Genomic DNA, 25,655 nt, shown 5'->3' on the forward strand with positions numbered 1-25,655 from the left:
GTCAGCTCCTCTATGTGCAGTATCATGCCATTCTCCAGCCAGAATACGAGATCTAAAACTTATCCCGGGTATCAACCCGGCATATTCATTTTGTAACACACCAGTTATCCTTGGAAGGTCCAGACCCGGAAAATCAAGAGTTCAGTATTATCAGAGGTTTCTTGAACGTATTCGGGAAAATTTATTTTATTTGCTCATTAGTGAGGTTGTTGCACAACTAAAATGTCATTTCCTCAAGAGCACAATTTCCATTCGGTTGGAACGTTAATTGGCAATGAAATTTATGAACTTTGCCTCATTGTACTATCGGTTTAGAGTTATGCAACAGCCTCTAGTATAATTTTGAATTTCTCCAAAAAATGAAGATGTAAACATCAGAAAGGCGAATCAAATAAAGATACACCAGAATACTCCTTCACCGAAGGAAGAAATCATGGGCCTGTGATAATCCCTTTTTAGCGTTGATTTGCCCGCACCATTCCTGCAGAAAATACCCGGGATCTCTCCACTGCGGACCAAAACCGGACATCCGGGCATACACAGAACCGGCCTAAAGTCATTGGCTTTGTAAACCTGAAGAAGAACCAGTTTTGGATCCTCTCCCTCCGAAGCCCTGCCCGAAAAAAATCGACTCCAATCAAACCTCTGACGTGATTCGAGAGATAATCTTAAAATTTAAAATTAAACTTGAGGTGGGGTTAAATAAATATAAGTATATTACTCATATTCCCAATTTTGCATTACATAAATACGGGTATATTACCATCTATTCAGAAAATTACGCGACAAAGGGATCGAATTAGATTTAATATCAGAACTAACCTCAATTAACAGTCTGTTTGCCTAAAATCCGAATAATAATAAGCATATAGAGGCACGCTATCATTACAGGATTCGCCACCTGGAATTCCACGATGAGAAAGAGATCCGGACATAGCGACAGCCTATGAAAGAGGTCTACTCTATCCAAAAATGCTATCAATATCAATTTTGAGTGGATAAAATCTATGTTCTGACCTGGCAAAAACCCCAGATTTAACCTTATAGGTCCGGATCACATCCTCCAAGCCCGAATCATCAACACCGATGCGATAGACATCACAATAAAAAAAAGGTTCGCGATTTGAATACAAGGATTTTTTCCGAATAAGATATTTGACTTCTATTAATTGTTTTTCTCCGTTCTTCAAACCTCTATCCCCTCTGCATTCCAATACGATGTGAGTTCGCCACAAAAAGGTTGCTTTATCCAGGCATTCAAAATTCATCAAATTATTACTGATATCAACCTCCAGGAAATAAAAGGGACTTAGAGCCCCCCGACCTCGTTCGAAACTGAGCTTACTCCTTGAACTCCATTACTGACCTGCAATGTGACGGTGTAGGTCTGCGGATTATAAAACGTATGAACCGGGTTCTGAACCGTGGAGGTGTTCCCATCACCAAAGTTCCAGGTCCGGGATGCCACTGATCCCTCTGATACATCATAAAACCTGATAGTCAGAGGATAAACCACCGTTTCCGGCACCCCATAGAATTTCGCGAGAACCTGGGACACCGCACGAACGCTGGTATATGCATTGACCCGGCCCCCGGTCACACATTTCCCGGATAAACCGCTCTTTACATCCACACCATTCATGATTGCTGTCTTTATCTGATCCATTGTCAGCGCAGGATTTGCTGCCTTAAGTAATGCCGCAACACCAGCAACATGGGGAGTTGCCATCGAGGTCCCGGACATGGTAGTATATCGATTCCCCGGATAGGTGCTGTAAATACTCACACCAGGAGCTGCAACATCAACCGTGCTTGCTCCATAATTTGAGAACGAAGCGAGTACATCGCGTGAGTCGGTTGCTGCAACGGTGAGGATATTCGCATTTGGCAGTGAACCGGGTGAGTGTGGATTTGTATCAGTATTGAGTGCACTGTTCCCCGCTGCACAGATAAACAGAGCATCCGGCATACTGCTGATAGAATCCTGAAGAGCGGTATCAATTCCGCTTCCACCCCATGAATTTGAGAAGATTCTCACTCCTCGGGAGTATCCCCAGGCAAAGGCCTCAATCGCATCACTGGTATATCCTGACCCGGATGAATCAAGGAACTTGAGTGGCATGATCTTCACATTCCAGTTCACACCAGCGACCCCAATACCATTGTTCCCGACCGCTCCTATTGTACCCGCACAATGGGTCCCATGACCGTGATCATCCATCGGATTACTATCATTATTCCGGGTATCATACCCGGCAATCATATTTGCTGCTAAATCCGGATGATTATAGTCAACCCCGGTATCCACCACAGCAACAATGACATCAGATGACCCGGTCACATAGGACCAGGCTTCAGGGGCATCAATATCTGCATCAGCAGTTCCCCCCGTCTGTCCGGTATTATGGAGACCATACAGGGAAGAGAACGAAGGATCATTTGGAATGACCTGGCCCCCTGGTGAAACAGCAGTCATCGTTGCACTGACGGGTGTCGTTTGACCTGAAGTGACCGACACACTCTGTGACCAGTCCTGATACCCGGTTTTGGTCAGCCTGATCGTATGAGTTCCTGCCGGAACATCACTCAAAGTGGTAGGAGTGGTAACTCCCTTTGCCTCACTATCCAGATACACGGCCGCACCAGTCGGATTTGAACTTATTGATATCGATCCTTTTGGAACTGCAGTAAGAGTGGCCGATACTGTCGCAGTCCCACCGGATGGAACTGTAACCGAGGTAGAATAATCTGTATACCCGGTCAGTTTCACCGTGACGGTATGGGATGTTGCAGTCACGGATGTGAGGGTATTCGGAGTTACCTTCCCCGTATTGGCCCCGTCAAGCCAGATCTGGGCCCCGGACGGACTGGAGGATACACTTATTGATCCAGTCTGGGCAGTTATCCCGTAGTTGATGTTGAAGATTGAAAAGTAATGATTCTGGTACCCCTGGGACGACTTTCCGCTGTAGTCCATGTTCATCTTAAGTCTGAAAAGACCATTCGGGCGCTTAGAATTGCTGCCCCAGCTGTTCAGGACTAACCAGTACCGCTGGTTTGGATCACTGCTGGTATCATCATAACCGACTATGACAACCGCATGACCACCTCCGGATGATCCATAAGCGATATTGTTATACGGATCCGGATTCCAGAGAGTCGATTCGGTCTGATATGCCCAAAATGAATTAAATGCAGACCACGATGAACTGTCCGGAAGGAAAAACGCCCACCAGACCGCTTTGTTTGCATCGATCTGTGCCTTGATATTGGCAATAGCCTGTGCTTGTGAGACTCCGTTTGTCGATATCCAGCTGGTGGAAATGCTGGTTATCGGGTAGTTCGGAGAGGTTGCAATACTTGAGGCAGGGGTCTGTGCCCCGCATCCATATGAGCAGGCATACCGGTCATTGTAATAGGCATTGGTATTTGACCAGGGGATAACCTGTTTAAATCCGGAGGTGCTGTGGAAATTTGCAAACGTGCTGGCCCATCCGCCATTGCATGCACCGGTTATTGCACTTCCGCCATTATAATTCGAATCAAAATATTGTATTGACAGTCGATCCTTTATCCCATTCTGAACGGTCAGGGCATTCTCGATAACCCCGGTTGAAGCCCATACCCAGCAGTTCCCACAGTTCCCCTGGTTCCGCTCCGATGGGGTGTACTGGATATTGGAAAGAAGGCTTTTACTCCCCAACGTGGTAGAGAGAGGCGCATTTTCCACCTTAACAGCGGCATTGTAATCGCTCTGGATCTGTGCAATATCTTCAAGAGACAACCGCATGTATCCAAATCCTTCCGTCTCATTCATCGTAGAAATGGCACCAGCAGATACACTGGATGGAGGTGCCGAGGGATGGTCATTCTGATCAGAGGGTGCGGGAGATGGCCCTCCAGAGGGGGTACTCACCTTACCCTGAACAATAGAATCACGGTATGAAACGGCATTCTGATTTACATTCACGGGGATGTGGATCTTTTCAACCGGATATGCCTGATACACATAATCCGGCTGTGCATACTCAACCATCGGGTTCATCCGGTACAGCTCGATTGCTTTCATGGTCCCGGTAGAGTTTGGAACACTGACGACCTGCATACCCTCCACGCCAAGAGTTTTTGAATCAGCTATCACCGTGGCACCCATGGCTGCATGTGCTTCTGCCTGTACCTGGCTTAAGGATGACTTTTCAGAGCCTAAAGCAGATTTAAACTTAACAATAACCCGGTCAGGTGCATATTCAGGGCTCTCCAACGAATTATTAAGAGTATTATTCATGGACAATCCACTCTGCTCTGTTGGCGTCAGACCTGACATTGTACTGCTCATCACTGGGGACTGGACAATGCTCATAACTGGTCTACTAACCGGTGGGCCAGCCACTTGCGGTACCGGACCGACTATCGATGGCGGGGAATGATATGTTGGAACTCCCACATCTGGAGGTTTGACCACCGTCGATAGAACGGGAGTAAATGGATCTGAAGTCGCCGCAACCGTATGTAAACCCATACTGATAATCAAGAGAGAAATGAAAATGAATGTTAGTTGTTTCATCATGATTGATCACCCTCGAAAGTTAAGAATTAATACGCAATTATTATATATAATAGTGTGCATGCGCTTCATGTTTTATATGCCAAGAAAGATTAGAGACATCCTATTAGGCAACGCCCATACGAATAGATTAAATACCGTCACAGATTTTACAATGATATCCTTCTGTTTTATTCGAAGGATGGTAACCAATATCTTCCATTTTTTCAGAATACTATCAAATAATTACATAGCTAATCCGGATTTCACTGCTATACCTCTGCTCGGAAAAAAACAAATTTTGGAAGAATAATGAAATCAACCTCCCTGTATCTCCAGCACAGAGGCATGAGTACCAACACCGTCATTTACCTGAAGCGTGACAGTATAGATGCCTGGATTATAATAGGTGTGCGATGGATTAACTTCACCAGTAGTATTTCCATCCCCAAAGTTCCAGAGTCTTGAGGAGATTATCCCTTCAGAGACATCATAGAACCGGATTCGAAGAGGTTTGATTGTTGTATCAGGAACCCCGTAAAACTTTGCCTTAAGTGGAAGGGAGGAGGCCAGACTGGCGAACGCATTGATCCGACCTCCGGTAACACATCTACCAGATAGTCCGGATTTGAGATCAACATTATTCATTATGGCGGATTTTATCTGGGATGCTGAATATGAAGGGTTCTGTGCCTTTATGAGGGCTGCAACACCTGCCACATGCGGGGTCGCCATAGAGGTCCCGCTCATGGTGCCATAGGAGTTGCCTTTGGTAGTACTCATGATAGACACACCCGGTGCAGCAACATCAACCGTTGTCGCACCATAATTTGCCCAGGAAGCTCTTTGATCATATCGGTTTGTTGCTGTTACAGAGAGAATATTCACATTAGCCAGCGATGATGGAGAATGGGGATATGAATCAGTATTATAGGGATTTCCATATATATCGCCATTTCCGGCCGCACATACAAAGAGTGCATCGGGATAGAGATTAATGGAATCACGAAGAGCATAATCGATACCATAGGCTCCCCATGAGTTTGAGAAAATTCTCGCTCCCTTTGCATATCCCCAGGCAAAAGCCTCAATCGCATCACTTGTAGAGCCATACCCGTCAGCTCCAAGGAACCGAAGAGGCATAATTTTCACATTCCAGTTCACCCCGGTCACACCAATCCCATTATTTCCGACTGCTCCAATCGTCCCGGCACAATGAGTCCCATGACCATGTTCATCCATGGGATTTGGATCATTAGAACCATAGAAATCATACCCGGGAGTATTTGTTACCGGATCCCTCCAGATATTTGCGACCAGATCTGGGTGATTGTAATCCACACCGGTATCAACAACCGCGACAATAACCCCTAGTGAACCGGTGGTTATGCTCCATGCTTCCGGAGCATCTATATCGGCATCACCTGTTCCTCCACTCTGTCCGGTATTATGAAGTCCCCACAGACTGCTAAATGAAGGATCATTCGGAAGAACCTGGGTGCCAGGGTTAATTTGATTCAAAGTTCCGGAGACTATACTTGTCTGACCCTCATGAACCATCACAACGGTCGAATATGAATTATATCCAGAGAGAACCAGTGATACAGCATGTGAACCAATCGGCACGGAAGATAACGTCGCAGGTGTGCTCTTTGTGGTATCAACCCCGTCAAGCCAGATCCGTGCACCGGAAGGAGTTGAACTAACTGCAATACTCCCGGTAGGTATTGGTGAAAGGGTGGCAGATATGACAGTTGTCTGTCCTGAAGTTACAGATACCGAACGAGTATACTCCTGGTACCCGCTGAGTTTCAAGGTCACCGAATAGGTTCCGATTGGAACTGATGTTTGAGTATAGGGAGTAACCTGACCGGTGTTCACCCCATCAATCCAGATTTGGGCCCCGGATGGATTAGAATTGAAAGCAATCGTCCCGCCAGAAGGATTTGAGGCTGTATATTTAAAATATGCAGCACCTTCCCCGATACGGAGCCTTCCTGAGAAAATTCTAAACCACCCTGATTCGCCCCAGGATGTCCCCCAACTGTTCTTACAAATCCAGTAAGTCCGGCCATTTAACGTTCCCCATCCCACAATAATAATTGCATGATTTGCATAGGATGCACTGGACGTACTGTCAAGTATACCTGATCGATATGAATCAAAGGTGCTCTCTGCATAGACTCCGGCGGCAACCGGACCATAGAGATAAATCGCCGTCTTTATCGCATCATCAGATGGGATACTCCACTCATTCCCTCCACCGACATACCCCCAGGTCTCTCCTGCGGCCGTATCTACCGAATACCTGGTATACCCGGACAGACTCTTACACGTACCATCCGAACCGGTATAGGGATAGTTCGCCTCGGTAACCGTCCCGACTCCACCACTCAAACCCGCCTTATTTACAAAGTATGCCATTGCCGTGAAGAGTCCGCCATTACATCCACGCTGATCACCTGCACAGTTCACCAGGTACTGCTCAGCATAATCAGGGTTCATACCCGGATTTCCGGATTTTATCTCTTTATATGATTCAAAGGCACCGGTTGTTGCAAATGCCCAGCAACTCCCGCAACTTCCCTGATTCTTAATAGGGGTGGTATAATCTCCACCATTGTTCCGCCAGTCAAACGAAGTGGGAAGTCCTTCCATTGGTGTGATACCGGCGCCACTCACTATCGTGCTGCTTTTCAGATCATGCCGGAGTCCTTTCAGATGTTCACGCTCTTCTGGACTCATGAGCATGATTGGATTTACCGCTGCAGTCCAGGAGAGATTATGTTCTTTCACATAGGCATTTATGTCATCCACTTCTGCTTGTGCTGCATTATATCGCTCTTCTTCGCTCAACGGATCTTCAAATCCTACTACCCCGCTCTGATATCCCGATGATAAACAGGTCGACCAGGAAGGCGGTGATGATGGAGGAGGAACATTCGGAACCTGAACTGTAGACGGTTTTACCTGAATAGTTTCAGGATAGGGGACTGTCTGCTGATTTACAGACACCGGAGGATCAATAATTGTTGAATTTATAGAATACAGGTAATCCGGCTGGGCATACTCGACCATCGGGTTCATCCGATATAGTTCAATCGCTTTCATGGTCCCGGTAGTGTTGGGAACACTGACAACCTGCATTCCCTCAACACCCAGAGTGGATGGGTCTGCAAGAACCGTTGCGCCCATGGCTGCGTGTGCCTCTGCCTGAATCTGATTTACAGAAGATAAGGGAGAAAAGTGGTCTGTCTTAAACTTTACAATAACCCGGTCAGGAATATATGCTTGTGCACATACAGAACTATTTTGTGTAATGTTTGTAGAAGGGAGTAATTGTTCAGGTTCCACCTTGGAGGATATTATACCTGACAGAACTGGTGACTGTACAATGCCTGATACCGGCCCATCTCCTTGTAAAGTTGACTTTGGAGTGACTGGGATTACAATCGACGGCAGGGAATATGGAGGAGCGACACCACTATCAGGAGGTTTCATCACCGCCTGTGAACCGGGCAATATCGTAACTGATGTTGCCGCTCCCGACTCTAAACCGATACTTATGAGCAATATCAGAATGAATATTAATACTATTGGCTTGGACATGAAAAGTACCTCGAAAAAATATGATCCCTATTACACAACTATTATATATAATTCTGGTTAAGCGCTATTTGATTTATATTGTAAAAGTGGTTTTTAATCTGCCTATTAGGCAAGACCCCCAGACAGATTATAAATATTGAAGTTGCTATGAACAGTGACTGGGAGAGTATTTAAAAAGTTCTTAAAATTTTGGTATATACTTTCAAAAATGGGAAAACAGGGTCAAATGTTATATATCAACAGGAAAAAATAAAAGAAAATAGTTATTTCTTCTTCTTATCCATCGCCTGCTGCTTGACCAGGTTTCGGATCCTATCCGCAGTGCTCCCCTTGAAATCCACAAGGTCCCGTTCATGCACAGTCATGGTCGTTTCAGATGAAGGTACATCGGTGATTGCATCCGCTAACACATGATCCAGTTTCTTCGCCCGTTCCCAGCATTCGAGCGCCTCCTCATTTCTCCCCAGGCCACCGGAGAGTGTGATGGCCTTAAATGCCCAGAGATCAGGGTTGGACGGATATATTGCGAGCGCCTGATCATATTTGTCCACCGCTTCCTCGTACTTCCCCTGGTATGCCAGTTGATCTGCCTCCAATGCAAATGCATCAGCCTTATTGAGGAGAACATCACGCTTGCTAAGGAATTTGTGGGTTGAATTTTCTGCCATATTTCTGATTCTTTCACATTAGGTGGGGACAGTATTTATGCTTTCACCCAAAAAATCCCAGACCATCATTTCACTGATTGAATCGTATTCACCGTTTGTCGAATATACTGCCTAGATTAATGGGCAACTCCGAAATTTGGAACAGCAGTCGGTGTCGCGGATGTGAGCAGGAACCCAATCTTCGGAGAACAGAATCAGCCCGCTCCAGAAATAACTGAAAATTTATGAGGCTGTTGCATAACTCTAAACCAATAGTACAATGAGGCAAAGCCCATAAATTTCATTGCCAATTAACGTTCCAACCGAATGGAAATTGTGCTCTTGAGGAAACGACATTTTAGTTGTGCAACAACCTCTTATATATATGACTCTTCGGTGAGGAGCCAGAACCAGAGGGGAAAATACGTAATTTTCCGGTCCTGAAAGATCTCTTCATCTAATATATCAGAAGTAATAATAATCCCCTCACCAATCTCAAAATAATTCATTGCGGAAATCAGCCCTATTTTTTCTCTTTCACGGGTCATCGGATCTGAAATATCAACAGAGACCTGAATAAGCCGAATGGAGTCATCCCTGGATTTTATGACAAAATCGACCTCAAATCCTTTTTCATCCTGCCAATAGTATATCTCTTTACCCTGACGAAGCAGGGCTATGTATACAATATTTTCAAATATTCTCCCAATATCATTTGAAAACCAAAAAGAGACTGCCTGCATCATCCCATGGTCGATGCAATAGAGCTTTTTGGGCTTTTGTATTTGTCTTTTTAACGACGTATCGTAGTGATTGACAGAAAAAAGCAGAAATGCGTCTTCCAGGTATGAGAGATATCTAATTATTGCATCAGTACTCAGGCTCTGGTAATCAGAAAAGAGCCTTTTCAAAGAATTATACTCACCGTTCGCTGATCTTAAATTCAGATTCCTGAATTGATCCCAATTGAGTATAAACACTAATATCAACATTCATCAGATTTAAAATCTCTCGATGCTTTTGATTTATCCCAGTAATTGTGTAAAAAACCTGTTCACCATAAAATGAAACTAACAAATAAATCTCTTTGAAAAACTCAATAATTCTTTCAGTTTTAGGATTATTTACTATTTTCGTTGGATTATATTCGAAAAGACCACTCAAACCCTGACCTCTACTTTTCAGCGAATCCCTGACTTTTTTCTCAATAATAACAAGTGGTCTCATTACAATAGTCAAAAACTTCACTAAACCATCAATTCTGTCATCTCGTTGAATAAACATTGGGGCAAGTGAAAGTGCCTTTCCCTTCAGCCGATGAAATTGATGCTCTATGATATACTGATCACGGTAAGTCAGAACAACATCTTGCATCGATAATTCATTTTCTGGTTTATTTGTTACATATACCCTCCATCCTGATAATTCCTGCGCTTGTTGAAGGGCTTGCAAGTTAATAGTTGGTTTAACCTCAATTCTCGTCGATTGTTCAATTCTGGCGGGATTGTTTCCGTATTTTCGTTTTGGAGTATTACTAATATGCTCGATATACTCAACTTCGAATACCGCTGTTAATCCCTTATCTCCAAGAATAGCATGTACTTTTTCTTTTGCTTCCTCGATTGTTCGGTAAATTTTCTTTCCCTTTCCTCTTTTATTCATTGAATTTATCTCAAAGAAAGCTTTTTTTACTTGCTCTTCAAGTGATAATCTGAATTTATTTGCATGAGCAAATGATTTTGCGTAGATTAGCCGTTCCTCCCAGGTTATGATTTTCCCCTCATATTCCATTGAATGAGATATTTTTTTCTCAAATCCTTCGGCTATAATCGCATCGCTTCCATCATAGTACGATCGTGAAACTTGTGTGAAGGAAAGATTAGACTCCTGATGTGCTATGATTGCAGAATAAATTTCCTGAGTAGGATGAGAGACTTCTGATAACGGGCATAAATAAAAGTCATTATTGATAGTCGTATACAAACGAGTTGCTATGGCACCCATTTTGCAATCTCCCACAAAAAGTAATCCAGATTGTCCCGTAGATTTTTTCACCTTTTCCATTGCAGGGATATAGAGAGGATCATCAGCACAATTTCCAGGGACTACACTAACGGTGAGGGGCAAACCCAGCACATCAAGCACTGAAAGTACGATTTTTATTTGAGGGAGGGAGGCGTCATCTTTTGAGTTGCCAAATTGTATTAATCCGTTTTTATCGATAATTCCATTGCTGTTTACTGTTGTCATATCAAGACGGACGATGTTTTCATCCGTTAAACCATATATACGCAGTGTAGAACGATTTAATTCAGATTCAAATCGGTTCCAAAGTTCATTATTGTGCAATAGAGATAATATACGAGCCAAATGGTCATCAGTAAAGCATTTTGGACTAAATTGAAAACCAATCAATTTTTCCAGTAAATTTTTTTTGGTAGTAACCCACTTCTCCAAGGGACACATACGATGATCATTTTCGGTCAGGCAGTAGCAGATCCAAATGGCAATCGTTTCACCAATCGGCAAACCCACCCAGTTTCTGTGAGGCGAATATACCTCATTCAAAATTCGTATGATTTGAAGTTCTTTTAATGTTTCAAAGATATATGGGATTCCGCCGATGTGTTCAATTTGATGTGTCGGAGCGATCATCCCATATATATGTACACTTCTCAGATATAAAGTTAAGCTTTATAATTTAACATTTACCTTATAAGATCAGCGAAAGGTAAGTTATAGGTATGAGGTTTCGCAATATTGGACACACAGAAAAGAGCTAGTTCTTTGAATATTTTCGGATTTCGCACTCCATGTCGCGACACGATATCCCGGTATATGATATCATCAAAATAAGATTGGAGCAATGTAATGTGATCTCCTGCAGGATAGATAATTACTTCAGGAAATCCTCCCCGAACAAGATATTCATTGAAAATCCTTTTTATCTCGATCTTCTTATCAGAATATGCGATTGTTTTCAGATCAAACGAGATGTTTTTATATTTCAGGAATTCGAAAAAACTGAACGGAAACATTCTGGTGGTAATGTGCCTTCCAGTCAGCCGGGAAGAGATTTCTTCTGACAAAAGTGAGGCATTTGAGCCACTTATTACAAATTTTATATTTTTTCTTTTATCGTAGATTCCTTTTAACCATTTTTCCCATAAAGGAAAATTTTGTATCTCATCCAAAAAAAAATAGAGTTTCTGATCATCCGATGAGGCATACAGTTCCCGAAATGTATCTATTAATTGAGATAACTCATCTCCCTGAATAGGCTGCAATCGGTCATCATCAAGGTTCAGATAGAGAACAGATGACTTTGGAACACCGTGCATGAGCAGGTCTGAAATTAACTGATACATAAAATAGGTCTTCCCACAGCGTCTCACACCAATAATGTCATGTATATGAGGAAGATCCATCTGAATCGGGCGATTTCTAATGTGCACAAAAGGCAATGCACTCTCCTGCCATTCAACAATCGCAGTTTTTAGTTTTGCCCGGGTATCCATGCAAAGAGATTGAATATACAAGGAGATATGTCTATCGCATATAGACGATAAATTCTAAATAAATTATCGGATATAAACGATAGTTATCCCGATGAAAATTCTGCAGAAACATGAGATTTAAAACCTATATTCATTGCTTATAAAATACCTCATTTGTTTTGATTATAAACAATGAAGTGGCCTCATTACCTTTCTGTTATTTGTGAAAATATTTACGATCCTGATACGAAATAATCAATCATATTATGACTACAATAAAAAATAAAATCATCATTCAGGGACCAAAAGTTCACGATGTGGGATATAGAGTTTTTCTCTTAAATCGTGCACTCCAATCAGGACTTATTGGCTTTTCTGCATTTAATCATACTTTGCCAGATAATATACAGCAGATTGAGATCTGCATAGAAGGAGATACTGAATCCATTGAAGAGTTTACCACAGATCTGCATGATAATATCCCCGTTCATGCCATCGTTGATACAATTTCCATTGAGCCATACGGTAAGCGGGTAATCACGATAATGGACTATATGCACCTTGTCCAGGTTGAACAACTGGATAAAGGAATTCCTGCGATTTTAAGTATTCAATCATCACAGGAAAAAATGTTGGAGAAACAGGATCGGATGCTCGAGAAACAGGATCAAATGCTCGAGAAACAAGATGTGATGATTGGTAAACAGGATCAGATGCTGGAAAAACAGGACCAAATGTTGGGAAAACAAGATCTGATGATTGACACCCAGAAACTGACCAACAAAGAGATACAAACATTACGATATGACTTAAAAACCGAAATGAATGAACGTTTCAATAAAATTGAGCATGAATTGCAGGAGGTAAAGAATGCTCTCCATAAACACGGAATCATGGCATAAAATATTTAGGAGATCCCGGAAAGAACTGCAGAAAAACCTATGCGAAATATTGGTTATTATCAATTAAATTTAAGGTGTAAATATTTTAACTTGCAGAATGTTTTAAAAAACTTATGGAGGGTTCGCCTCAACCCAGACCGATAAAAAATTACCATGCTCCCCCTCAAAATCCAGACGGTCCCGTACATACATACGCAATGAAAGTTTCAGAGGAGGAACCAGGTGTGATTTCATCTGCAAGAATGCTTCCCCAGTTTTTCCTGTTCACAGCACATAAGCACCTCAATATTTCTCCCCGGGAACTTCGGCAATATCTTTAAATGTCAGGTGGGAGGGCATATCTGGGGATTGAGAACCTTTGATTTATGTGTATCAACTTTTTATTCGTCTATTCCATAAATCTACCAACTTTCGCCCTTTCGATGCGAATGTTCAGCCCAAGTAAAGAGACTATCACACATGCGAAGCCCTGTACGGATCGATGTACCCGCCATACCTCTGATTCCTTCACCCCTTGAAGAAACACGACTCATGCCTTCACTCACATGAATCATGACCATCATATCGCTGCCGTCAAATACGATGATGACCAAATAACTCGATGAGTTCATGGAAAATAAGTACGAGATATCATCATCCCTTCAGTCACTTCTCGACCATATTGAGGAACAGCTGGGAACAACGATACATCTCTCACGAAAACAGGAAGCCCCACGAAAAGGGATACTGCTTGATCAATATACCTACCAGGGATCACGGAATGTCATCGCATTTTCCAACCAGCAGATCGGTATGCTCAAGGACTTTGTCATCGCGCAGAATGCAATCAAGCTCCTGCTTCGGGGTATTGCAGCAAAGAACAATGGCTATAAAGTCCTCTCCTTTGATGCGAAATCTGCTACCTCCGGTATGGAACAGATCTACCTTGATGTCCTGAAAGATGAAAAGACACGCCACCTGGACTTCTGGATCAAGAAAAAACTGATGTTTTACCTGTACATGCTCTTTCATGAATCCATCATCGAACTTCCGTGGACTCTGCTCTCAAATGTGGTGGTTGCAAAACTCTGTCCGGTCATGCGAAACGCGCAGGTCTACTACCTCATGAAAGAGAGCATGCGTGACATGCATGATCTGGTCTCATTCAAGGATTATATCCCCAGGCGATATTTTGTCATGCATAACGGGATGTTCTTTGCCCGAGACCTGATGCTCGGAGAGGTCATGAGCGAGATGAAGTTGAACCCGATGATTAATATTCCTGAACTGAAGAAGTTCAAAAATCTGAATCTCATGGAGATGCTTACCCACCGGTGGCAGAAAAATCCATGGTACCAGACCAAACTTGTTGGTGATGCCATGGTCAATATCTTAAAGGAACTCAAGGTCGCCTCGGTCTGTGAGCATCCCCGTCCGGAGACGTATTATCAGATATACCAGGTGGGAGAGGAGATAACAAACCGGTGGATACGGCTCATGCAGATTGAGAAATATTACTTCTGGGATACTCCTGCCCATCAGGCTGCGGCGCTCAAGAATCAGGAAGAGTACGAGAAAGAAGCGCGGATGGCGATATTCGGGGAAGTATAATTTTTGTTGACGGGGTCAGGATTATGCTTGAGAAAATCCTGTCAATGATTCATCGTCACCGGGGATATATTGAGACAGGAAAGATACTCTTCATTGCTCTTCTGGCTCTTCTTGCATTATTTGTCTCGATATATGTCTTGTGGGAGAGCCCGTGGACCGGCTTTCGGTTTATTTATGTCTTCATACCACACCTCTATCTGATTCCAATAGTTCTCCTGGCCCTCTGGTACCCGAAATCAGGGTTGAGGTTGTTGGGGGTTATTCTCCTGTCTATTGTTGCTTTTTGGATCTTTTCAGATATTTTTGGGTATCAGTTCAGTATTGCCTTTGTCATGCTTTATACGGGTCTTGACCTGGCAACTATCATGGTCCTTTTGTTATATGTGAAGGATCGCAGATTGGTTGAGGCGGTAATATCTGATCTTATCGAACGGGGGGGAAGAAACAAGGATGAGAAAGTATCAAAATTCGGCGGAGATTTTGATGCAATTATCACGGCCTTGGGGAGCGGAGATGAGCATGAACGGGAGGATGCTGTCGAAGCTTTATCTGAACTGTCTGATCCCAGGATAGTACTTCCCCTGATTAGGACATTAACGGATGAAAGTCCGTTTGTCAGAAGAATGGCTGTAGAAGCACTCGGGAAGACAGGTTCTTTGAAAGCGGTGCAACCACTTATGAGGGCACTGGCAGACGATGATCGGTATGTCCGGGAAGCTGCCGCTGAGTCGTTAGGGCGTCTTGGTGAGGTAGCTATTCCTGATTTGGTGAGGGGGGTTCAGGAGAAAGACTGGAGAATCCGGGTCGGATCTCTCATTGCTCTCCGTGTCTCATCCGGAGTGATCCCTACCCTTGATCCTATTCTTGAGCGGTTATATGATGAGTCGCCCTATGTCAGGCGTGAAGCAGTCAAGACACTTGGACGTATTGGCAACTCTCTGATTGTTCCGTATATTATCCAGGCGACAAAAGATCAGGATGCGGGTGTCAGAATTCGGGCGATTACTGCTTTAGGAAAAATTGGTGAGAGAGAAGAGGTTATCCCGGTAATAAGCCGATGTATGAATGATCCCAATAGTGCAGTCAGGGTCAGGGCAAGGGAAGAATTGGAAAAATTGAGAGGAGAATCTAATTGAGAAAATCATTTGAGTCGCATAAATATTTTATTTTAATTTATTTTGCTATCCTTTTTTCAGCATTAATCGGCGTATCTGTTCGTCTGATCCCCTTTGGCATTATTATCAGTAATCACCCACGACTTGAAGGACTATGCGATACATGGTTTCTTCTCACACAAACAGAACTCGTGGCACATAATTATCCAATGTATTCGTGGTTCTATCCTTCTATTGGATTCCCGCAGGGATTAGAGACTATAGAAATGAATCCTCTCCTTCCTTTGATTGCTGCTACCATCCTGCTCCTTACGAGTGGAAGTGGAGAGGTAACGAATATTTCGATAATTTCATTTATCCCATTCTTTTCCTCTTTACTTCTTATTCCAATAACGTATTATTTCGGAAAGATGATGCATGGGAAATTTGCAGGGATAGCTGCAGCAGCTCTTGTGTGTGTTATTCCTTCTATTCTTATAAGGACAACTCTTGGATATCTGGATCATCATTGTTTTGAAATTCTTTTTTCAGCTGGTTTTTGTTATTACTTTGTAAAGTTGATTCCGGAGATTTTTCCAGAAAAAACCGTCGAAAAGATCTCGAATGGCGAAATTTTCATACGATTACCACTTTCTGCAATAATCTTATCAGCATTATTTTTCACGCTGGGAATACTCAATGTAATCACAATGATGGTCTTTTTTGCTATTGTAATGATTGTCCTAACCATAGCTTCCTTATTTGTAGATTCATTAATAATCAACAAAAAGAGACTCATTTTAATTTATTATTTAATCTTTCTGCCATCGACGTTTATTTTAATTCTATTAAGTATTATAAGTCAATCATCCGTAATCTTTCGCACGTTTAATCTTCTTGCTTTGGCACTGTTGGGCGGAGGCATCTGGTTATGGATAATTTTTTCAATTCCAGAGGTTTTTCAAAGACTATCATTAAAACGATTTTTTATTTTATTTCTTATTTTCCTATCCGGATTATTAATTGCAATAACGAATTTATTTCTACCACAATCCTGGGAACTCATCAATTATTTTTTTGCTTATCCATATACTTTAAATCTTGAATGGACTCCGCTCACAATTGATGGATTTTTGAAGATGTATGGTATTGCTCTCTTTCCCATATCAATAGGCCTTATTTATAGCATTCATCAGATATGGAAATTGAAAAACATACAATGGATCTTTATCTTATTTTGGTTCTCTTTTTTCCTTTTCGCTGCATTTCAGCATCAACGTCATTTATATTATCTGGATTATCCATTTGTGATACTTGCAGGTGCTGGTCTGAATGAAATCTGGATAAACGGAGGTAAATTTATCAGAACATTCAAACTATATACCAGCCAAAATACTGATAGTCTGATTCAGGATAATGCTGATTTACCTTATGGGAAAAGTATACCACCAAGCTTTTTTCAAAAAAATTCAATCCCGTTATCCGATTGGCTTGGAAGAATTTTGGCGATTTTCATTTTTTTCTGTATCATCCTGCAATTCAGCAGCGTATCATATGAATGGGTAAAAGATGACTTTAAAAACGATGTTCTCAATCAGGACTTTATTGATGCAATGATTTGGCTGCAGAATAACAGCCCGGATACCGGGATTAATCCGAGCCAGATATATTTAGCAAATCATTATGAAGTACCATCTGATGGATATTCTCTTATTACTCCATGGGTCTATGGATATGCTGCTCATTATTGGGCAAAGCGCCCAGTCAGTACAAGCGGGAATAAAGAGACAAACGGTGCCCTGATTGAATCATTATATGGATCCCGGAATCAGTCATTTACAGATGAGGTGATGAAATCACTCGGGGGGAGATATCTTATTGTTACTGCAGATTTTTTAAATGATGAATTGCCCATGTATCTGTATCGTGGCAGTCAGATACCGCCCATAATAAGTATTGATGAATATCTGAGTTTTCTTACAGATACAGACATTACAGGGGAGGAGAAATTCTATCCTGAATTTTACCAGCCATTCTACGAAACTCTTGCCATTCATCTCTATCTTTTTAACGGAAGTCATGTGCAGGGGAAATTTACAGTAAGAAATGCTAAACAGGGATCAGAATCAATTCTTTCTCCCCCATATGACCTTGATGAATTACACCATTTCAGACTAGTATACGAATCAAATACAACCGTTACCCCGTATACCGGACCAGTTCAGGATTCATTAAAACTGTTTGATGTGGAATCGTCTCCCTCAAAAGAGACCGCGCTGGATAAGATACCTCGGGTAAAAATCTTCGAATACAAGAACATTACTGAAATCCAGGAGAAGGGCTGATTGAAACTCCTTTAATAATCTATCAGGGCAGGGATTTTGGGTATATAAAAAAGTGCCAATGAAGTTTCATTAATCTTTTATCCTTTGTGAAAAAGGCTTAATTTTTTTACTGGTGCAAATTTCACAAACTTGTAAAGAAAAAACCATTTTAATTACGCTAGGTGAATGGAGAGTATTGATTTTTAAAAGAAAAACTTTCATGATGCCATCACCATAATACTTTAATTAGTATGATCAAAAAGGGATTATATGAATAATGAGGATGGGTTTTCTGGACTTGAAGCTATGATTGTTCTGATTGCCTTTGTGGTTGTTGCAGCAGTTTTTGCGTATGCAACGCTCGGATCTGGATTCTTTGTCGCCGACAAAGCCCAGCTATCAGTTCATGAAGGAACAAAAACCGCTGCTGCATCAGTTTATCAAGAAGGGGGAATATATGGGACAATGCATGAAACAACTCATCAGCTCGATAAACTTTCTTTTACCATATATGTCCCGGATGAAGGTTTAGATCAGGATCTGAAGCAGATGATCATCTCATATACCCAGAGTGACATTTCAAATCCAAAAGATTATACCTGGAGCGCAACTGTAGCAGATAATTCACACTTTTTTGCACAAGGGCTTGATTTACTTAAAGAGGGACAAAATGTCCGCATTGATCTAGCAGATGTCAAGGGGCCGACGAATGGGGGGTGGTTTGCTGTTGAGATCCGGCCAAAACAGGGATCCACATTATTAATAAAACGGTGGTTAAGCGAAGGGTATAATGGAGGAGTAATTATATAATATTTTTTTAGGGTTGAACTATTTATTCACTTATGCTAATCTTTATTACCAATTGTGTAGAATATAATCTTCGTTCCGGGTGATCCGGAAAGGAGTATCGTATATGAGAAAAGAAACAGCATTTTCCGGCCTTGAAGCAGCGATTGTGCTTATTGCATTCGTTGTAGTCGCCGCAGTGTTCTCCTATGTGATGCTGGGTGCAGGGTTCTTCGCAACTCAGAAGTCACAAGAAGTAACCTACTCAGGAATGAAACAGGCAACATCAAACCTGATACTTGATGGTATGATCTACGGGTCATATTCTAAAGGTGGCAGTGGGTTAGCGCAACTTTATTTCTATGTGAAGGTTCCCGAAGGCGGAGAGACTCAGGATCTTAAATATGTCACCTATCTCTGGACTAAGGAGAACAAAGCCGTTACAACCTTGACGAGTATAACTCCAACTAATCAACAATTAAACCCTGGTGCTCGTGTTAAGGTAACAATTACTGCACCAACAGGATACAAACCAATTGCAGGACAGAAATTTGTTCTGGAAATTAAACCGAAGACTGGAGCATCAACGATTGTAACAAGAACTTTAAGCGATGGATATAATGGCGGAGTTATTATCTAACTTCCTTTTTTTTCGAAACGTATTTTTATCAGTTTTTAGCACATCAATCAATTTATACAATTATAGAGGCTTTTGCATAACTAAAATGTCATTTCCGCAAGAAGATAATTTCCATTCGAGTGGAACCTAAAATCAGCGATAAAAAATCTGGTTTTTTCCTCATTGTACCAGCGGTTTAAAGTTATGCAACAACCTCTGTATTAACCCATGTTCTTTTCTACACAATATTTAATCACCTCTGAAAACCAATGCGAACGGACAAAGGAGGATAAATAGTAATTTCATGAATTTAAACCGGGTACATACCCTTATGATTGTTTTATTTAGGTGGGACCCTAAAAAATAAAATAAAAAACAATTATCTACGATAAATCGCACATCCACACATAATAAAAATTATTACTAGAATAAATATTGTGAGGTTATCTGAAAGTCGTCCAAAGATCAATTCATTCGGTGTGGATTGATTATCACTTTCATACACACTTAAAAATTCTTTATACATCTGTTTGGAGGGATTAATGTCGATTGCTTTTCGTAAAGCTCGTATTGATTCATTATTTCTGGCATTATCATGCAGTGATTTGGCATAAAAAAACCAACCCAGATCATCCTCCGGGGCGAGAGCAGTATAATTTTCTAATGCTTTAATGGCTAAAGTATCATTACCAAATGACTGGAAAATTCTTCCTTTAAAAAACCATGGTTTTTCATATTGGGGGTCAATATTGATTGCCTGATCATACGCTTTCACAGCCAAATCAAATTTTTTTATCTGTTCATATGACATCCCTAGATTAAACAAAGTTGCTGAATCATTCGGGTTTAACATAGAAGCATTATGTAGCAGTTCAACAGCTTCATTGTAAGAACCAAGAGCATATTTTACTAGTCCTGAATAAAAAAACAAGTCAAATGAAGAGGTGTTACATGCCCTTGCTTTCGAGAAATATTCATCGGCTTCCTCCATATTACTCAAGTAAAAAGAGGTGAGACCAAGGTTATAATAGAGAGGAGCGTGATTGTCCGAAAACTCAAGTGCCTTGAGAAAATTAGTCTGAGCGCCCTTATGGTCACCCGTATTCATCTGGATTAGACCCTTGATATTCAGGGCAGATGCATTTTCACCATTAAAAATCAGATATCGATCTATTATTTCTTTTGAAGCATTATATTTTCCATCAGAATATAATTCAATTGCCTGAAATAATAAGTCATCCTGAAGATCATCAGTTATTTCTGTGCCAATAGAAACCCCGGGAAATAGGAAAGTGGAGATTATGAGAAGACAGACAATTCGTCCTAACTGCATACCTAGTTATTATTCTTCAATATTGATAGTTCGTACTGAAAGGTATGAAGGATACTTATGTATGAAAAATTAACTTGATACTGGATATGGCCCAGATCACAAAAGATGATATTATTATTATGCTTGTTCTAGCAGGCTTCTCATTTTGCATATGTTTTGGGATTTCTTCACCCTCTCTCTATATGAATGATGAATGGATTACTACCAATCAATTGAATCAACTCTTCACCGGGAACCAGTTTATTGAAAATGAAGGGAAGTACGGAAAACTATTTACAGGAGAAATGGGCGCATATTTCACAACACGGGATAATTATCTGGCATACAGCCTAATGCTTCCCGTTATTTCAACCCCAAGTCTCTTTTTAATATACACTGCTGGTGATTCATTCAGACTACTTTTCCTTGTTTTTTGGTTCTTGGTTGGGACCGGAACGATTCTGACCTGTGTGCGAATTGCTTCAGACTATAAAAGAAAAAATATTGAACGGATATTTTTGATCATTCTATTCGCCTTTTTTGGATTATTCTTACTTAATATTTATTTTTACCAGCCATTTGAGAGTACATGGGCGGATAGCCCGATAGAATCAGCCGCAATAATTTTTACAAACACTATCTTGTTCAGTTTCATTCCATCTATGATTTATATAATCTTCCGATATATTCAGATGTCACGGATTGTCTCTATATTCGGATCACTATCAGTGATTTGTTGCTCATCATATCTTTTCTGGGCTGGATCAGCAAAGGATCATCTTCTGATTGCCTTTTTGATCACTTTTTTAGTGTATGTTTTTACTATCTATCAGGTGAAAAGCTCCTATCTTCATGTCTTTTCTCTCTTTGTGGTGGGAGGTCTCATTTGTTGGGCCAGACCCGAATATGGATCTTTCATTCTTGGGGGTCTGGTGATTTGGGAATTTGGGTCATTGTATAAACGAAAGAAAGATACAAAACTGAAATTATTACATCTTTTTCAAGAGAAGGAGATATATGCGTGCATATCAGGAATTTTTATTGGCCTTGTTCCATTTTTTCTAAATAATATTCTTATCACAAAAAATCCTCTTATACCCCCCCAGTATCTCTACGTTGCAAATAGCCGAACAAATGTTACTTCCATCATTCAGGATGTAAATTCGGAAAATGTCGACGTTATTTCTCAGGGATTTTATTACCTTAATCAGATCTTTACATTTTTTTCCCCGGGAATAGAAGAAATATTAGATCTATACAGGCTATTCTGGATTTCACCAAATGGGAGTCTAGGCATACTTTTAATATGTCCAATAATAATTCCTGCACTTATTTATGGGATTAGAGCCAAGAAAAACAATAATAAATACTTTTCGAAAGAAACCGTGAGTATATTGCTCTTCTCTTTCTTCATCATAGTATTAACTGTACTTGCATATGCCCGGGTGATTCATGGATCAACTGTCAGTGAGGGCAGTTTACCAGATATGAGATACTTTTCCCCTCTATACATCCCGATGGGGATTATTTCTGTTATCCTTTTATCCCCGCAGATATCTTTGAATCAACAACGCTGGCTGAATTATTCATTATTTTCAGTATTTATCATCAGCCCGTTGTTAATAATTGCATATCAAAGCATATTTTTAGATGGATTTTCTCTTTACATACACTTTTCGCTGATGATTAAAATATTGTTAATTGTATACCTATCCATTGCAGTATGCGCAACAATATACCCTGGATTCTGGGACTCAAAAAATATTTTCCCAACATTATATGCAATCATGTTGGGGATCCCATCATCGATCCAATTGATGATTATCCTCATCTATTCACATGTAAAGATGAACGGATATCCCTTTTGGCAACCGGTTTTGCAATACCTCTTCACATATGTAATCCAGATTGTGAATTAAGGTAAAAAAACCTCTGATTTTTGAGAGGTTAGGCTCATCAAAAAAATTGACAATTACAACTCATGAACAAAGAATAAAATATTTTTTGAAATACGGTGTTCTCAAAATATTTCATCACTTTTTACCGGTTACTAAATAATTAATGATTAAATATTTTTCACAGCGATAAACCTTATCAGATAATCCACCTACAATGTTAGAGATTAACCATAAAATTCGTTTCCCAAATGGTAAAACAGATATATATAAATTTATTAATTGAAAGAGACATAATATCGCCCCGCCATTACATATAACATGAACGTCCGAAAACTTTGCAAATAATAATTGAAGGCCTGAATCAGTCCATCTCCAATAATCAGTCTTTCCATGCTTACTCCATACCCCATGTGTAGAGAGAAAAATAACCCCATTTTTTTGTAATATTCTATATCCCTCACTTATCACAGAATCTGGTTTTTGAACATGTTCTAGAACCTGCGTTGAAATTACAATAGTAAATGAATCATCTTTAAATGGAAGATAAGCAGCATCACAAATAATATCGGTACCAGGATTTTTTTCAATATCAATACCGATGTAAAACTTAGTAAGATGTTTGAATAACTTATAATATGGTTTTGTGCCACATCCGATGTCTAAAATTACATTATCTTTTTTTTCAGGAGGTATTTCGGATATTATCGACATCTTTAGAGATTTCGCTAGTTCTGTTAAAACCAGATATGATTTATCCCAGATCCTGGGATTTAATATTGGATCCATAATAATTTATTTGTCTTCTTTTACTTTAACAATCATTATCAGGGAGTGTTGTAATGTTGGGAATAAGCGGAAGAAAATTTTTTGCAGATAAAATGAATTTTTAAGAATTTTCTGTCCAAGAGTGATTTGATAATTTGGTTTCGACTGGCAGAACCAGTACCGATCAACGGTCATTCCAGCTTGGTAAACAATTTTTGAGAGAGAATATATGGTGAAATTATATCTGTGATCAGTATTGACATATTCTCTATTAAATAATGCATAAAAAATATTGAATCCAGATAATGCATTTGGAACGCTGATTAGTAATTTATCAACACATTGCGAATAATTTTCACAAATCTTTTTTAAGAAATCACATGGATTATCGACATGTTCCAAAATATCTCCTAGAACAAAATAATCCCAATTTTCTTCAAGAATAAATTTCTCAGGAGTATTGGTAATGTCCGCACAAAAAACATCATCATATCCCTTTGAATTTTTTAAATAATCAATGCCATTTCTATTTATGTCAATACCAATACACTTTTGGCACCACTCGCACAAACGGGCATGAAGCCATGTATGGTGGCGCATTTTTAAATCAATTAGCGGGAGATGATCACAGCATCCTATGTGGATAATCTTTTTATTACATACAATCTCTTCGATTAATTGAAATTTTTCCTTAAATACCTCTTTTCTTGAGTAAATATGAATAGAAGTCCCATTAGAGAACTTTTCTCCACGAAGATATGCTAAAATCGTTGAATCGGGTTTCATTTTTTCATTCCATTTAATTGTGACAGATAGGATTGTGAAATATTTTCCCAATCATACATTTTACTTGATTTTTTCGCTTCATTTCCTAGTTTTTCCCTTAAAACAGGATCCTTCATGAGCATTAGGATTGCCATCGCTATCTGATGCGAATTTCTCGCCTGAACTAATAAGCCATTAAAATTTGTCTGAATAACATCCCTCACTCCACTGACATCACTTGCAATAATCGGCAAACCAGCAGCCATACCTTCAAGAACAACCACAGGCATTCCTTCCGTTTCCCCATTATCCAGAACTATAGAGGGAACAACAAGAACATCAGCAATTGATAACAATTCGATTTTTTCTTTCTCGGTAATATACCCCAAAAATGAGACGAAATTATTGAGAACTAAGTTATCTGCCTTATCCAATAAAATTTCATGTAAAGGCCCATTTCCACAAATAAGTAAGTGTATGTTTGCATCATATTGGATGACCTCATAGAGGGATTCAATTAGATATTCTACTCCTTTTTTATCAGTAAGTCGGCCTATGAATAGCAGTATAAATTTATTTTCAACACAATATTTTTTCCTGATAGGAATTATTTTTTTATCCAGTTCAAAGCGACTTACATGAACCCCCATCGGTAGAATGGAATATTTTTTACTTAAAATTTCAGAATCTTTTGAAGACAATTGATTGTTAACTGCATTAAATACATAATTACTCACAATAAAAAAATGATTGGTATTTCTTATTATGAACTTCAATAGATATTTATGGAAGAATAATTTTCTCAGTAAAAAAATATCCGCGGCATGAATCGTGCAGATATGTGGTTTTTTTAGAACGAATGAAATAATTGCACCCACAAAACCTTGAGGCACTATCCAATGTGAATGGACATAGTCTATTTGGTTTTTTAAAACTAAAATGAAAGTAAAAAATATTTCAGATAGTAATAATAATGGTATCTGAATTACTGATAATATGCTTGTCTGAATATTTTTTGCAATGCCAGTTCCATCTGCAAGTTTTTGAAATGAAAATGGAATAAAATAGGGAAATCTATACACCAGTATCCCCTTTGCATTTTCAAAAAATTTTGCTTTATAGTTATGAGGACACAATATGACAACATTTACACCTTTTTCAGATATCGCTGCTGATAGATCAAATACAAAATTACCTTGAAATTTTTCGCAGTGATCTGGAAGACTACTGCTCAATACAATTAAATTTTTCATATATAAAAATAAATTCGATGAGCCCTTCCAACTCTTTGGCAGTCCCATAAT

At 40.1% G+C, this 25,655-nt stretch carries 17 protein-coding genes and 1 pseudogene; 8 read left to right on the forward strand and 10 right to left on the reverse strand.

Annotation, left to right across the window (positions count from 1 at the left end):
* Positions 1–1,309: 1,309 nt before the first annotated feature.
* The 6 genes from MHUN_RS17920 to MHUN_RS16360 form a co-directional block, all read right to left on the reverse strand.
* A complete protein-coding gene (locus MHUN_RS17920) occupies positions 1,310–4,324 on the reverse strand; it encodes a S8 family serine peptidase (RefSeq protein ID WP_158498248.1) in 3,015 nt (1,004 codons plus the stop codon).
* Positions 4,325–4,861: 537 nt separating this feature from the next.
* A complete protein-coding gene (locus tag MHUN_RS17925; protein ID WP_011450063.1) occupies positions 4,862–8,152 on the reverse strand; it encodes a S8 family serine peptidase in 3,291 nt (1,096 codons plus the stop codon).
* 263 nt (positions 8,153–8,415) lie between these two features.
* A complete protein-coding gene (locus MHUN_RS18525) occupies positions 8,416–8,820 on the reverse strand; it encodes a tetratricopeptide repeat protein (RefSeq protein WP_011450064.1) in 405 nt (134 codons plus the stop codon).
* Between the two features lie 356 nt (positions 8,821–9,176).
* Positions 9,177–9,710, reverse strand: a complete 534-nt coding sequence (locus MHUN_RS18530) for an ATP-binding protein (protein WP_158498249.1) — start codon at positions 9,708–9,710, stop codon at positions 9,177–9,179.
* Positions 9,711–9,720: 10 nt separating this feature from the next.
* A complete protein-coding gene (locus tag MHUN_RS16355; protein ID WP_011447340.1) occupies positions 9,721–11,454 on the reverse strand; it encodes an IS1634-like element ISMhu4 family transposase in 1,734 nt (577 codons plus the stop codon).
* A 53-nt stretch (positions 11,455–11,507) separates the two neighbouring features.
* Complete coding sequence (locus MHUN_RS16360; protein ID WP_052288922.1) at positions 11,508–12,317, reverse strand: ATP-binding protein; 810 nt, start codon at positions 12,315–12,317, stop codon at positions 11,508–11,510.
* A 245-nt stretch (positions 12,318–12,562) separates the two neighbouring features.
* Between MHUN_RS16360 and MHUN_RS17935 the strand changes: the two genes are divergently transcribed.
* The 7 genes and pseudogenes from MHUN_RS17935 (at position 12,563) to MHUN_RS16390 (ending at position 19,632) form a co-directional block, all read left to right on the forward strand.
* Positions 12,563–13,198 carry an acylphosphatase gene (locus MHUN_RS17935; protein ID WP_011450065.1) on the forward strand — a complete coding sequence of 212 codons (636 nt, stop codon included), beginning with the start codon at positions 12,563–12,565 and terminating at the stop codon, positions 13,196–13,198.
* Positions 13,199–13,807: 609 nt separating this feature from the next.
* Positions 13,808–14,788 (forward strand): hypothetical protein, encoded by a 981-nt coding sequence (locus tag MHUN_RS16370; protein ID WP_011450066.1) that lies wholly within the window; start codon positions 13,808–13,810, stop codon positions 14,786–14,788.
* Positions 14,789–14,811: 23 nt separating this feature from the next.
* On the forward strand, positions 14,812–15,924 hold the full coding sequence (locus MHUN_RS16375; protein ID WP_011450067.1) for a HEAT repeat domain-containing protein: 1,113 nt from the start codon (positions 14,812–14,814) through the stop codon (positions 15,922–15,924).
* Positions 15,921–17,111: pseudogene (locus tag MHUN_RS20125) on the forward strand (STT3 domain-containing protein); the annotation flags it as partial. The gene MHUN_RS16375 and the pseudogene MHUN_RS20125, both read left to right, overlap by 4 nt.
* 273 nt (positions 17,112–17,384) lie before the next feature.
* Positions 17,385–18,227, forward strand: coding sequence for a hypothetical protein (locus MHUN_RS19635; RefSeq protein ID WP_239441539.1), 843 nt, complete (start codon positions 17,385–17,387; stop codon positions 18,225–18,227).
* A gap of 249 nt (positions 18,228–18,476) precedes the next feature.
* Entirely contained in the window at positions 18,477–19,016 is a 540-nt protein-coding gene (locus tag MHUN_RS17940; protein ID WP_011450069.1) for a flagellin, read from the forward strand.
* 103 nt (positions 19,017–19,119) lie between these two features.
* Complete coding sequence (locus tag MHUN_RS16390) at positions 19,120–19,632, forward strand: flagellin (protein ID WP_011450070.1); 513 nt, start codon at positions 19,120–19,122, stop codon at positions 19,630–19,632.
* A gap of 358 nt (positions 19,633–19,990) precedes the next feature.
* Here the strand turns inward: MHUN_RS16390 and MHUN_RS16395 are convergent, their stop codons facing one another.
* A complete protein-coding gene (locus tag MHUN_RS16395; RefSeq protein ID WP_011450071.1) occupies positions 19,991–20,944 on the reverse strand; it encodes a tetratricopeptide repeat protein in 954 nt (317 codons plus the stop codon).
* Positions 20,945–21,030: 86 nt separating this feature from the next.
* Here MHUN_RS16395 and MHUN_RS17945 point away from each other — a divergent pair, with 86 nt between their 5' ends.
* Positions 21,031–22,842 carry a hypothetical protein gene (locus MHUN_RS17945; protein WP_011450072.1) on the forward strand — a complete coding sequence of 604 codons (1,812 nt, stop codon included), beginning with the start codon at positions 21,031–21,033 and terminating at the stop codon, positions 22,840–22,842.
* A 114-nt stretch (positions 22,843–22,956) separates the two neighbouring features.
* Here the strand turns inward: MHUN_RS17945 and MHUN_RS16405 are convergent, their stop codons facing one another.
* From MHUN_RS16405 to MHUN_RS16415, 3 genes are read right to left on the reverse strand one after another with little or no spacing between them, the layout of a single operon-like run.
* On the reverse strand, positions 22,957–23,607 hold the full coding sequence (locus MHUN_RS16405; protein WP_011450073.1) for a class I SAM-dependent methyltransferase: 651 nt from the start codon (positions 23,605–23,607) through the stop codon (positions 22,957–22,959).
* 6 nt (positions 23,608–23,613) lie between these two features.
* The gene (locus MHUN_RS16410) at positions 23,614–24,372 is read right to left on the reverse strand and encodes a hypothetical protein (protein WP_011450074.1); all 759 of its coding nucleotides are present in this window, start codon (positions 24,370–24,372) and stop codon (positions 23,614–23,616) included.
* Positions 24,369–25,652: a glycosyltransferase family 4 protein gene (locus MHUN_RS16415; protein WP_011450075.1), complete on the reverse strand. Its 1,284-nt coding sequence runs from the start codon at positions 25,650–25,652 to the stop codon at positions 24,369–24,371. Before MHUN_RS16415 ends, MHUN_RS16410 begins: the two co-directional genes overlap by 4 nt.
* Positions 25,653–25,655: the final 3 nt, after the last annotated feature.

It is taken from the genome of Methanospirillum hungatei JF-1 (assembly GCF_000013445.1).
Lineage (GTDB): Archaea > Halobacteriota > Methanomicrobia > Methanomicrobiales > Methanospirillaceae > Methanospirillum > Methanospirillum hungatei.